The sequence below is a fragment of the Hoylesella timonensis 4401737 = DSM 22865 = JCM 15640 genome, assembly GCF_000455445.1.
GTDB classification, from domain to species: Bacteria; Bacteroidota; Bacteroidia; order Bacteroidales; family Bacteroidaceae; genus Prevotella; species Prevotella timonensis.
This window is the reverse complement of record NZ_HG417090.1, coordinates 388,205-401,089: the sequence shown is the minus strand read 5'-3', so window position 1 is coordinate 401,089 and position 12,885 is coordinate 388,205. Positions and strand designations below refer to the sequence as shown.

The following is a 12,885-nucleotide window of genomic DNA, read 5'->3' as shown; positions in this document are numbered from 1 at the left end:
GTATCTTTGCAGGCATGGTGAACATCTCCAAGCGTAGTAAGACGCTCTGTCTATTATTTATGATGTGTACCTGTTTGGCAGCTCAGACTCCTATTGCCAATCGGGTGCGGGTGGCAGCACGACATTTGCCACAAGGAGCTACCGTGTTGGCGAAGTACACCGACAACCAGCGCCATTGCTTGTATTACATTCAGAGCGAAAAAATATTTTGTTTGGATGTGGTGTTGAATATCAACGAAGAATTAGACTTTAATCAACACACTTATAAGAAGGTAGTGTCTACGTCTATTAGTAATGGTGGCGACTACATGTTTGTGGTCTTAGACAGGGGAGAAAAGACAGGATGGGCGTTAGAACAGCGATTTGAACTGTGGCGTATCGATTCTAAAAATCGACATTTTACACAACTTGGTCGTGGTTTCAAGATAGAGAAGACAAAAGAAGGTTATGTTTTAAGCCAGACCGTGAAATGTCTCAACCCTCGTACCCCACGCTCCCAACAACGCTGGATGGTGAGAGAGCAAGGCTATGATGAAAAAGGAAAGCCGCTACCTCCACAAAAGCCTTACGAAATGAAATAAAAGGTAATGGGAAATGTGATGAGCCGATGAACAATATTCCTATTCACACGTCCACAAATTACTTCACCGTAATATGAAAACACCCTTGATGAACTTCATATTTCACATGGCAGCGATTTTGCTGGCGTAAATCATTAAGCACCTCACTAAGCACCCATTTCAGACTGTCATTGCGTACCTTTCGCCGTGACGGACCGTTAGGTTCTTGCACGGTCACATAACGATTGTAGGCGACATCAAAGGTTGTTCCGTAGAGATGACAGCTGTTGGATTTGGCATTCGTATTCCGTCCTTGGAGTTTCTCCACGTCCGCCTTGCTGCGCATGACGCTCGTCACGATAATCTTGTGAAGTGGAATGCCTTTTATTTGTAAGCTATCAAAGAAGTTACTCCCAATGTCTTGCAGCAAAACGGCTGCATGTGGCACCAAATAAGGAATGCTGCTCTTCAGCCGATCGACATAATAAAATGGATTGGCACCCACATACACCAACTCTGCCTTGCGACTTTCTGCCTCCTCGCGATTGGTCACAGGCTCAACTCCCCAATGGGTAGCCGAAGCCAACTGCACATCATTTTGGTCGGGAAAGGCTTTGGAAAAGTTGGAAACACTATAGATACGATTTTTCACCTCACTCCCATCGGCATGAAAGAAGCGAGAAGCCGTAGCTCGTTGCGTTGGCATGTTGGCAGGACTCGATGGGTTGGGTCGACTGGCTTGCTGACTGGTTTGGACAGAGTCGGACAGGTGAGTACTTGAAAGTTGCGCCGTGCCTTGACTTCGGTCGGTTGCAACCTGTGGAAAGATACATCGCACCATGCCTAACAAGACGACAACAAAGGCAAAGCCCTGAAGATATTTTTGTTTTGAAATTTTCATTGAATTGGATATCTGAAGCACAAAGTTACGAAAAACATTAGGAGATTTAGGATTTGTTTCTGTTTTTTATATTTTTTAATGCTTTATGGTAATAATTATATAAAAATGGAGCAACCGAACAAAAAGCTTCATCTGGAAGTGAAAATCATAGACAAGAACTTGCCATGAACACCCTCTCTCTGAAGAAAAAGGGCAATAAGAGAAAGAGACAACGAACCAAATCGACAAAATTCATGGACTTTTTATATCTGTAAGTAAAAAAACTCAAGTGGTAAAATGGTAGTCTGTAATCTTTTTCGTACATTTGCATCATCATATTAAAAGGCAACAAACACCTCCATAAAAGTATCACTTAAAAGTACCTTACAACATTGATAGAGAAGCATATTGTTCTTGAAGACATCGACCCCGTAGCATTTTATGGCGTCAACAACGGTCATTTGCAAATGATAAAGTCGCTTTTTCCAAAACTACGCATAGTAGCTCGCGACAACGTAATTCGTATTTTGGGAGACGAAGAAGAAATGGCAAAGGTCGAAGAGGATATCGAACTGATGCGAAAGCATATTGTGAAGTACAATGCCATTACGGAGGAAGATATCTTAGATATTGTACACGACCATAAGACCAAAGCCGATGCGGTGAAAGGTGTGGTGGTGTACAGCATTGCAGGCAGACCAATCAAGAGCCGAAGTGAAAAGCAACAGCAACTGATTGATGCCTATCATCAGTCAGACATGATATTTGCCATCGGTCCTGCTGGTACAGGTAAGACCTATCTCAGTATCGCCTTGGCGGTAAGAGCCTTGAAAGAAAAGCAAGCGAAAAAGATTATCCTTTCACGTCCTGCCGTAGAAGCGGGCGAAAAACTCGGTTTCCTACCAGGCGATATGAAAGATAAAATCGACCCCTACCTACAGCCGCTCTATGATTCGCTGCAAGACATGATACCCGCAGTGAAACTACAAGACATGCTGGAGAAAAACATCATCCAGATTGCCCCACTCGCTTTTATGCGCGGACGCACGCTCAACGATGCGGTAGTGATATTGGATGAAGCACAGAATACAACGCCTGCCCAAATCAGAATGTTCCTTACTCGCATGGGATGGAATACGAAAATGATTGTAACTGGCGACCTTACCCAAATAGACCTGCCGAAACATCAGAAGAGCGGACTGAAAGAAGCGGTAGAAATCCTACACAACGTAGAAGGTATTTCTGTGGTAGAATTAGGACAGAAAGATATTGTGCGCCACAAATTGGTAACGCGCATCGTTCATGCCTACGAGGCATACGACCAGCGAAGAGAAGAGAATGAAGACAATCAACCGATTAAAGATAAAATTTACAACAATGAAAGCATTAACAAAGACTGATTTCCATTTTGATGGACAAAAAAGTGTTTATCACGGAAAAGTACGTGATGTGTATGACATCAACGATGACAAGATTGTCATGGTGGCTACGGATAGGATTTCCGCATTCGATGTTGTTTTGCCGAAAGGTATTCCTTTCAAGGGACAGGTATTGAACCAAATAGCTGCCAAGTTCTTAGATTTGACACAAGATATTTGCCCCAACTGGAAACTTGCTACTCCTGACCCCATGGTTACGGTAGGTATCAAGTGTGAGGGCTTTCGTGTTGAAATGATTATCCGTAGCATCCTCACAGGTAGTGCATGGCGCGAATACAAGGCAGGAGCCAGAGAACTGTGCGGTGTAAAATTACCCGAGGGGATGAAAGAGAACGAACGATTCCCCGAACCTATTGTAACACCCACCACAAAAGCTGATGAGGGTCATGATATGAATATCTCGAAAGAAGAGATTATCAAGCAAGGATTGGTTTCAGCAGAAGATTATGCGGTCATCGAAGACTACACTCGGAAACTTTTTGCACGTGGTCAAGAGATTGCAGCCAAACAAGGACTTATCTTGGTAGATACCAAATACGAGTTTGGAAAACGTGATGGAAAGATTTACCTCATTGACGAAATTCATACACCCGATTCAAGTCGATACTTCTATGCCGACGGCTATGAAGAGAAGTTGGCGAAAGGTGAACCACAGAAACAATTGTCTAAAGAGTTTGTTCGTCAGTGGCTCATCGAACATAACTTCATGAACGAACCGGGACAAACGATGCCTGAGATTACTGATGAATATGCCGAGAGCGTAAGCGAACGATATATCGAACTGTACGAACACATCACAGGCGAAAAGTTTGTTAAGGCAGATGAACACGATGACTTGGCTGCTCGTATTGAACATAATGTGAAAGAATATCTTAAAGCATAGATACCTTTAATCGTAAATAAGCTGACCCGTTGATTTGCGCAAAGACTTGGGGTGATTCTTCTCCTTATCTATGAGCTTGTCAATCGGTCAGCTTATCCACCACAACCCAACCTACTCATCCTCATCAACGCATGTACGAACAGGAACACATAAAGCCTTATCACGCCGAAGGCGAAAAGAAACAGCAAGTGGCACAGATGTTTGACCACATTGCGCCTACCTACGATGCGTTAAATCATCGTCTTTCTTGGAATATCGATAAGGGTTGGCGCAAAAAAGCCATTCAACAACTTTGCCCCTTTACACCACAAACCGTGTTAGATATAGCCACAGGTACAGGCGACTTTGCCATAATGGCTGCACAGATGTTACAGCCTCGAAAACTGATAGGCGCAGATATTTCAACGGGGATGATGAAGATTGGCGAGCAAAAGGTTGCCAAAGCGGGCTTATCGCATGTCATTTCTTTTCAACAAGAAGACTGCTTAGCACTCTCTTTTCAAGAAAATTCGTTTGATGCTGTCACAGCTGCCTTTGGCATTCGCAACTTTCAAGACCTCGATCAAGGATTAAGAGAGATACATAGAGTATTGAAACCTGGCGGTCATGTGAGCATTGTGGAACTCACCCAACCAGTGGCATTTCCCATGCGACAGTTATTTAAGATGTATTCGCACACGTTTTTGCCCTTTTATGGCAAACTACTCTCTAAGGACAAGCGTGCTTACGAATATCTCACCACAACGATAGAAGCTTTTCCGCAAGGCGAGACGATGCTACAAATCTTTGCAAAAGCGGGATTTGCAAAGGCACAGTTTACACGCCTCACCTTTGGCATTTGTACAATGTACTTGGCACAAAAGGCAAAATAGGCTACCCTATTGCCCTCAAATTGACGAACGATAACACATAGAATATGGACAAATACGGACTGATAGGCTATCCACTCGGACATTCGTTCTCTATTGATTACTTCAATGAGAAATTTGAAAACGAAGGAATAGATGCCCAATATGTAAATTTTGAAATACCAAAAATAGAAAATCTCGAAGAGGTGTTGGCTTCCAACCCCGAGCTTAAGGGATTAAACGTCACCATACCTTATAAAGAGAAAGTGATTTCTTATTTAGACGAAATCAGTCCAGAAGCGAAAGAAATTGGCGCCGTCAACGTCATTAAAGTAACACACAAAGGCAAGAAGACACTTCTAAAAGGCTTCAATAGTGACGTGATTGGATTTACCAGAAGTATCGAACCCATGTTAGAAACCTTTCATCAGAAAGCCCTCATCCTCGGTACGGGCGGTGCTGCAAAAGCCATTGACGTAGGCTTGCGCTCGTTGGGCATTACGACAAAGTTCGTCTCAAGAACCGCTCGCCAAGGTGTTTTGACCTACCAAGACATCACACCTGCCGTTATGAACGATTATTGCATCGTTGTCAACTGTACACCCGTGGGCATGTATCCACATGCAGACACTTGTCCTCCTCTGCCTTATGAAGCCATGGACATGCACCATCTCCTCTACGACTTGATTTACAATCCTGATGAAACATTGTTTCTAAAGAAAGGAGCCGAACACGGAGCAACTATAAAGAATGGATTGGAAATGCTCTTATTGCAAGCTTTTGTCTCATGGGAGTTTTGGCACGAATACTAATCAATCAACATATCAACTCATCAACTCGTCAACAATAAAAAACTTACAACCACATGGACAGATATATGTTGCGCGGTGTGTCTGCCGCCAAAGAAGATGTACACAACGCTATTAAGAACATTGACAAAGGCATTTACCCACAAGCTTTCTGCAAAATCATTCCTGACATACTGGGAGGAGACCCCGACTACTGCAACATCATGCATGCCGATGGTGCTGGCACCAAATCGTCTTTAGCATATATGTACTGGAAAGAGACGGGCGACCTTGGTGTATGGAAAGGCATTGCACAAGATGCCATTGTGATGAACACCGACGACTTGCTGTGTGTGGGGGCAGTAGATAACATCTTAGTATCAAGTACTATTGGGCGTAACAAGCTCTTGATACCCGGTGAAGTCATTTCTGCGATTATCAACGGCACCGACGAATTGTTGCAAGAGATGCGAGACATGGGCATTGGCATTTACCCCACAGGAGGCGAAACGGCTGATGTAGGCGACTTGGTGCGCACCATCATCGTCGATTCTACGGTGACCTGCCGCATGAAGCGCAGCGAGGTCATCGACAATGCCAACATCCGTCCTGGCGATGTCATCGTAGGATTGAGCAGCACAGGACAGGCTACCTATGAGAAAACATACAACGGTGGTATGGGAAGCAACGGTCTCACCAGTGCCCGCCACGACGTCTTTGCCAAATACTTGGCAGAAAAGTTCCCTGAAAGTTACGATAATGCCGTACCTGATGATTTGGTGTATAGCGGTGAATATCAACTCACCGATAGCATAGAGGGCGTGGAGATTGATGCTGGTCATTTGGTGCTCTCGCCTACTCGCACCTATGCACCTATTATAAAGAAGGTGTTAGATGCACATCGAAGTCACATTCATGGCATGGTTCACTGCACAGGAGGCGCCCAAACAAAGGTGCTACACTTTGTCAGCGACAATTGCAAAGTGGTAAAAGACAACTTATTCCCCGTTCCTCCCCTATTCAAAACCATCCAACGTTGCAGTGGTACTGATTGGAAAGAGATGTACAAAGTCTTCAACATGGGGCATCGCATGGAAATATATGTGGCTCCCGAGTACGCACAAGAAATCATTTCAATCAGCAAAAGTTTCAATGTTGACGCCCAAATCATCGGGCATATCGAGGAGGGAAAACGCTCTCTCACCATTCAATCAGAATTAGGAACATTCGAATATTAAATATATGATAGAAAACAACAGCATACTGAATAAGCTCGAAGGATTAGAGGCAAGGTTTGAAGAAGTATCTACCTTGATTACCGACCCAGATGTCATAGCCGATCAGCCACGCTATGTAAAGCTAACCAAGGAATACAAAGACCTTGGCGACATCATGGACATTCGCAAGCGATACATTGCATGCCTCAATGCCATACGTGAGTCGAAAGATATTCTTGCCAATGAAACGGATGCTGACATGAAAGAGATGGCTCGTGAGGAATTGCAAGCCAACGAAGATATGCAGCCACAATTGGAAGAAGAGATAAAATTAGCATTAGTGCCAAAAGACCCAGAAGATGCCAAGAACGTACAAATGGAAATACGTGCTGGCACGGGAGGAGATGAGGCAGCCCTGTTTGCAGGCGACTTATTTAATATGTATAAGCATTACTGCGACTCGAAAGGTTGGACGTTAAGTGTCACATCCGTCAACGAAGGCTCGGTGGGTGGCTACAAAGAAATCGATTTTGCGGTGAGTGGCGACAATGTCTACGGTACGTTGAAGTACGAAAGTGGTGTACATCGTGTGCAACGTGTACCTGCCACGGAGACACAGGGACGCATGCACACATCGGCTGCTACGGTGGCAGTGTTGCCAGAGGCAGACCAGTTTGAGGTGAACATCAACGAGGGTGACATTAAATGGGACACGTTCAGAAGCTCGGGAGCTGGTGGACAAAACGTCAACAAGGTTGAATCGGGTGTTCGTCTTCGCTATCCATGGAAGAACCCCAACACTGGCGAAGTGGAGGAAATTCTCATTGAATGTACCGAGACACGCGACCAACCTAAGAACAAGGAACGTGCGTTGTCACGCTTACGTACCTTTATTTACGACCGTGAGCATCAAAAATACATTGACGATATTGCCAACCGACGCAAGTCATTGGTATCTACTGGCGACCGCAGCGCGAAGATTCGTACCTACAACTATCCACAAGGACGTGTCACTGACCACCGCATCGGCTACACCACTCACGACCTGCAAGGCTTTATTGGTGGCGACATTCAAGGTGTCATCGATGCCCTTACCGTTGCAGAGAATGCCGAGAAATTGAAAGATAGTGAATTGTAAGATGAGTTTTTAAGTTTTTAAGTTTTTAAGTTCATGAGTTTAGTTTGTGAGTTTTTGAGTTTGTGAGTTTTTGAGTTGATGAGGTAAGGAGATAAAAAGTTTATTAGTTAATAAAAACTTTATAAACTTCTCTATAAAAAACTTCTCAACACAAAAAACTCCTCAACTTAAAAACTAAACAACTCACAAACTAAAAAACTAATCTCATCAACTCAAAAACTAAAAAACTCAACTCATCAACTCAAAAACTAAAAAACTAAAAAACTCACTCCATGACCAAACAACAGCTCGTCAAACAAATCTTTGACAAACAAACTTTTCTATGCGTAGGCTTAGATCCAGACCTACAGAAGATACCAGCACACCTCTTGGAAGACGAAGACCCTATCTTTGCCTTTAATCGTGCGATCATCGATGCCACTGCCCCCTACTGCGTAGCCTATAAGCCCAACTTGGCTTTCTACGAATCTACTGGCATCAAGGGAATGCTGTCGTTCGAGAAAACAGTGAAATATCTGCAAGACAACTATCCCACACACTTCCTCATTGCCGATGCCAAGCGTGGAGATATAGGCAACACCTCTGCCATGTACGCCAAGACTTTCTTCGAAACGTACCAAGTAGACGCCCTCACCATTGCCCCCTACATGGGCGAGGACAGCGTAAAACCTTTTCTTGCATACCAAGACAAATGGGCTATCGTGCTGGCACTCACCAGTAATAAAGGCTCACACGACTTCCAACTAACACAAGATACCACAGGTATGCGCCTTTTTGAGAAGGTAATAGCTACCTCGAGCCAATGGGGAACGGATGAGAATATGATGTATGTGGTTGGTGCCACACAAGGAAAGATGTTCGAAGACATCCGAAAAGTAGCCCCTCATCATTTCTTGCTCGTACCGGGCATTGGTGCTCAAGGTGGTAGTTTGCAGGAAGTGTGTCGCTATGGCATGACAAAAGACTGTGGTTTACTTGTCAACAGCTCACGCGGCATCCTCTATGCCAGCAACGATATACACTTTGCTGAAGCAGCGAAAGAAGCAGCAAAGGAACTGCAAGCTCAGATGAAAGAGGAACTGCAAGCGCATTGCTGAAATACCAATCGGCAACTCACAAAAGCACATTGATTCGTTCTTGTTATGGAAGAAGTACCAATCATACCTACAACACTTCGCTTTGCGGACATCTTTCCCATTTTGCTCATTGTCATTGTGGGATTAGGTGTCATTGCATTTTGGCTGTATCGGAAAGGTTACTTTCGGGAAAAACATGTTGTAGCAGCAACTAATAATGACACTGATTCTAAAAATGAGCAAGAGAATCAATTGCCCATAGACGTCATGATGTTCGAGGAGGATCATCTCACGATTTATCCTAACTACCTCTATATCAATAATACGAAAGTGAGTTTCAACCAAATCGAAGATATAACGTTCCACAATAGTAGCAGTCCGTACGAAGCACAGTCGTACCATCTTGTGATTACCACTACGCTCAATCATCATCCTGTTTTTCGTTTACCAGTAGGCTCCAGTGTCTTATTTGCTCGTGATGCGTCCGAACGCCTCATTCGTTATTGGCAACAATACAAATAATTCCTATGATTTGAAGGGTCACTGTTGTAAAAATAATGCCCCTAAGGCTCTTTGATTTAACGGCATGTTGAACAACAAATAAAAGCAATGAAACAAATCTACTAAACAAGACAATGAACGCAAGCGTTCTGCGAGTGCAACAAATCTATCGACATCAACATGTTGTGTTTGCTTGCTAAATTCGCTATATTCGGTGAACGCCTGCGTTCATTGATTCCAACCGTCATATTCGTGTCATTTGTTCGATTTGTTGTTGAAACAAAAAATCATGATTGTTTTTGTCCTATTATTTTACCAAAAAACGCCCATTTAAAATCTTCAAAATAGAAAAATTTAATAGGCAATTGATATACAAAAATGTGCTGATTTTAACGAAATAAACGTCTCTTGAAACTAAAACATTGACTTAACAGGCTTGGAAACACGCTTTTGAAGTGTTATTCACATGCTTCAGCTACCTTAAAACATGCAAATAGCGAGCTTATCTCAATGCTTTAGCCGTTGAGAAAGGGTAAAAATGGGAACAAATGAAAGTGATTTAATCGTAATAACTTATGTAACAGTAGGTTATGAAAGTTGCTCATAACTTGCGTATTTGCGACCAACTTTGCTGTTGATGGATTTTACGAGAGTTTTGAGAGGCACTTTGTAAAGAAAATTCAGCATTAAATATTCTTCAACGCAACATACCAACCATTACACAAATGCAATTTTAGAGATGCGCTTCGTAGTAAAAAATTTATTCTAAAATAAAAGAGTTATGCATCATTGCTCCATGTTCAAGCGTCCACGTAACCAACCTATTTAGCAAAAAAATGCGAGCCGAAAAAGCTCGCATTCATTATATCAAGATAATGATATTTGAAAACTGTCGTCTCAAACACCGTTGTTATTTCTTCTCGTCCTTTTTCTTTACATCCACAGGTTTGTAAGCCTTGTTCAGTCCTGCCACAACATCCTTGGTGATGTCATACGCCTTGTCGGCATATAGCAAGTTATCCCCTGCCTTTGACAAAATCAAACTGTATTTTTTGTCTTTGTTATAACTTGCCAAAAAGTGCTGAATAGAGTCACGCAATGCCTTATTATATTTGTCCGTTTCGGTTTGGAACTCATTGGTCAAACGTTGGTTCAGGGCTTGTAAATCAGCTCCTTGCTTTTGCAACCCAGCCTGAATCGACTCGGCTTGCTCACGAGTGTACGCATTTTGCTGTAGTTTTTGTTGGAAATTACCAGCTGCCTGCTCCAATTGTTTTTGTTTGCCAGCCAAGGTGTTCTGTATATTTTGACCCTTTTTCTGAAGAATCATACTATAATCTTTGCAAAACTTGTACTGGGTCATGATGCTATCCACCTCCACATAAGCAATCTTAAATTCAGTAGGCACCTTTGGGGCTGCCTCTTCATTTTTGTTGTCTACCTGCGATTTGGATTTGTCGCAAGCCACCAATGTGAATGCTGCCAAAGCGGCAACAGCAACCGAACGAATCATTGTTTTCTTCATTGTTTTATTTAATATTAATGTTTTATTTTCTTATCATATCAACTCTAACTGCCTTATTGCATTGGGTTAAACTCGTAGAAGACAGGGGTTAGTCGCCTTATCTCTACAGATTAACAAGCCTTGTTGCTACGTCGAGCCTCACGGTCTTGGTCTACCACACAATGAATGCCCCGCTCCTGCATCGCCTTACTGTCATGAATGTGCTGAGAAGTAAACGAGCCATTTTTACGAAAAAGCAACTTTACAGCCAGCAATGCAAAGCAGATTGCAATAATTAACACGCTAAGAAGTAATGTTTTCAACATTTTTAGTTATATTTGCAGGGTCACTTTGTTAAATAAACGTGGCAAAGATAGTGGAAATAACGCAATTTACAAAATAAAAAAACAAAAAATAACATGGAAAAGAAAGACTTAAAGCCGGCTGGCGTGTTTGAGCAATTTGCAAGAATTAATGAGATTCCACGCCCTTCCAAGCGTGAGGAAAAGATGATAGAATACCTGAAAGAATTTGGGAAAAAGCATCAGTTGGAAACCAAGGTTGACGAGACTGGCAACGTGATTATCCGTAAGCCTGCCACCAAAGGCTATGAAAATCTGGCTACTGTGATTTTGCAAAGTCACATGGATATGGTGTGCGACAAGTTGGTAGATGTAGAGTTCGACTTTGACAAGGATGCCATTCAGACCTATATCGATGGTGAATGGCTCACCGCCAAAGGCACCACACTGGGTGCTGACGATGGTATTGGCATGGCTATCGAACTGGCTATCCTTAGTGCCGACGACATAGAGCACGGTCCTATCGAGTGCGTATTTACCAGAGACGAGGAGACACAGCTCACTGGAGCTATGGGTATGAAGGCAGGTTTCATGACAGGCGACTATCTCATCAACCTTGACTCGGAAGACGAAGGACAGATTTTTGTGAGTTGTGCAGGCGGACGTAGCACCAATGCCACCTTTGACTTTCAAGCAGAAGAGGCTCCTAAAGACTATTTCTTCCTGCAAATTGCATTGAAGGGATTGGTAGGTGGCCACTCTGGCGATGATATCAATAAGAAACGTGCCAACGCCATTAAGATACTCAATAGATTCCTCTATAATGAAAAAGAAAAGTTCGACTTGCGTTTGTGTTCTTTTAACAGCGGTAAGTTACACAATGCCATTCCTCGCGATGGAAAGGTGATATTTGCCATCCCTAACGATGTTAAAGAGCAAGTGCGTGCCGACTGGAACGTATTCCAAACAGAAGTGATGCAGGAGTACCACGTTACCGATAAGGAGATGGTATTTAGCATGGAGAGCGCAGAAGCATGTCGGGTACTGCCTAAGAGCGTAGGTTGCCTGATTATCAATGCCCTGCAGGCTGTCGACAACGGTGTTTTTGCCATGTGTCAAGATGAAATTTTGGCAAAGATGGTAGAAACTTCCAGCAACGTTGCAGCCGTTAAAACCTTAGAAGACAAGGTAGAAATCCTGTCTTCACAGCGCAGTAATGTGATGAGCAATTTGGACAATATGTGCAACACCGTTAAGGCTGCCTATGAATTGGCTGGTGCCAAGGTGGAGCAAACAGACGGATACCCAGCATGGAACATGAATCCTGACAGCAAACTGGTTAAGATTACCGTTGACGCCTATAAGAAACTCTTCAACAAAGAACCGAAAGTACTTGGTATTCATGCTGGTTTGGAATGCGGTTTGTTCTCTGAGCGTTATCCTCATATCGATATGGTGAGCTTCGGTCCTACGCTCCGTTTCGTCCATACGCCCGATGAGCGTCTGCATATCCCGACTGTTCAAATGGTATGGGATCATCTGCTTGAAATCCTTAAGCACATTCCTGAAAATAAATAATTCATACAAGTTCATGCCACATCAAGCATGAGCAACCTGCCAACAGGAGGTTTCTATTTGTATTTTTTCGCCTGAAGAGCGTACAGACTGAAACGCATCTATAAAGAAAGACCATTCCAAAACTCATTTTAGAGCAAGGAGATGGTCTTTTTTTTGTTTGCAAAAAAATCA

The 12,885-nt window shown here is 43.1% G+C and carries 13 protein-coding genes; 10 read left to right on the top strand and 3 right to left on the bottom strand.

The genetic code is table 11. The features are described 5' to 3' along the window. The first annotated feature begins 14 nt into the window (after positions 1-14). On the top strand, positions 15-581 hold the full coding sequence (locus tag BN35_RS01700; RefSeq protein ID WP_025071737.1) for a hypothetical protein: 567 nt from the start codon (positions 15-17) through the stop codon (positions 579-581). Positions 582-639: 58 nt separating this feature from the next. Here BN35_RS01700 and BN35_RS01695 read toward each other — a convergent pair whose 3' ends face one another. After that, on the bottom strand, positions 640-1,461 hold the full coding sequence (locus BN35_RS01695) for a DUF5715 family protein (RefSeq protein ID WP_028900886.1): 822 nt from the start codon (positions 1,459-1,461) through the stop codon (positions 640-642). 371 nt (positions 1,462-1,832) lie between these two features. Between BN35_RS01695 and BN35_RS01690 the strand changes: the two genes are divergently transcribed. The 8 genes from BN35_RS01690 (at position 1,833) to BN35_RS01655 (ending at position 9,351) form a co-directional block, all read left to right on the top strand. Continuing rightward, positions 1,833-2,840, top strand: a complete 1,008-nt coding sequence (locus BN35_RS01690; protein WP_025071738.1) for a PhoH family protein — start codon at positions 1,833-1,835, stop codon at positions 2,838-2,840. Further along, positions 2,818-3,762 carry a phosphoribosylaminoimidazolesuccinocarboxamide synthase gene (locus BN35_RS01685; RefSeq protein ID WP_025071739.1) on the top strand — a complete coding sequence of 315 codons (945 nt, stop codon included), beginning with the start codon at positions 2,818-2,820 and terminating at the stop codon, positions 3,760-3,762. Before BN35_RS01690 ends, BN35_RS01685 begins: the two co-directional genes overlap by 23 nt. Before the next feature lie 131 nt (positions 3,763-3,893). Then, positions 3,894-4,634 (top strand): bifunctional demethylmenaquinone methyltransferase/2-methoxy-6-polyprenyl-1,4-benzoquinol methylase UbiE, encoded by a 741-nt coding sequence (gene ubiE / locus BN35_RS01680; RefSeq protein WP_025071740.1) that lies wholly within the window; start codon positions 3,894-3,896, stop codon positions 4,632-4,634. 44 nt (positions 4,635-4,678) lie between these two features. Next, positions 4,679-5,422 (top strand): shikimate dehydrogenase family protein, encoded by a 744-nt coding sequence (locus tag BN35_RS01675; protein WP_025071741.1) that lies wholly within the window; start codon positions 4,679-4,681, stop codon positions 5,420-5,422. Positions 5,423-5,475: 53 nt separating this feature from the next. After that, a complete protein-coding gene (locus BN35_RS01670) occupies positions 5,476-6,636 on the top strand; it encodes an AIR synthase-related protein (RefSeq protein WP_025071742.1) in 1,161 nt (386 codons plus the stop codon). Positions 6,637-6,640: 4 nt separating this feature from the next. Beyond that, positions 6,641-7,753: a peptide chain release factor 1 gene (gene prfA / locus BN35_RS01665; protein ID WP_008121684.1), complete on the top strand. Its 1,113-nt coding sequence runs from the start codon at positions 6,641-6,643 to the stop codon at positions 7,751-7,753. 272 nt (positions 7,754-8,025) lie between these two features. After that, a complete protein-coding gene (gene pyrF / locus BN35_RS01660) occupies positions 8,026-8,850 on the top strand; it encodes an orotidine-5'-phosphate decarboxylase (protein ID WP_008121682.1) in 825 nt (274 codons plus the stop codon). 45 nt (positions 8,851-8,895) lie between these two features. Next, the gene (locus BN35_RS01655; RefSeq protein ID WP_025071743.1) at positions 8,896-9,351 is read left to right on the top strand and encodes a hypothetical protein; all 456 of its coding nucleotides are present in this window, start codon (positions 8,896-8,898) and stop codon (positions 9,349-9,351) included. 889 nt (positions 9,352-10,240) lie between these two features. On the opposite strand, the gene BN35_RS01650 is transcribed toward BN35_RS01655, so the two are convergent. Both BN35_RS01650 and BN35_RS01645 read right to left on the bottom strand, forming a co-directional pair. Continuing rightward, positions 10,241-10,855: an OmpH/Skp family outer membrane protein gene (locus tag BN35_RS01650; RefSeq protein ID WP_025071744.1), complete on the bottom strand. Its 615-nt coding sequence runs from the start codon at positions 10,853-10,855 to the stop codon at positions 10,241-10,243. 110 nt (positions 10,856-10,965) lie between these two features. After that, positions 10,966-11,160, bottom strand: coding sequence for a hypothetical protein (locus BN35_RS01645; protein ID WP_025071745.1), 195 nt, complete (start codon positions 11,158-11,160; stop codon positions 10,966-10,968). A 93-nt stretch (positions 11,161-11,253) separates the two neighbouring features. Here BN35_RS01645 and BN35_RS01640 point away from each other — a divergent pair, with 93 nt between their 5' ends. Then, complete coding sequence (locus tag BN35_RS01640) at positions 11,254-12,714, top strand: aminoacyl-histidine dipeptidase (RefSeq protein ID WP_025071746.1); 1,461 nt, start codon at positions 11,254-11,256, stop codon at positions 12,712-12,714. Positions 12,715-12,885: the final 171 nt, after the last annotated feature.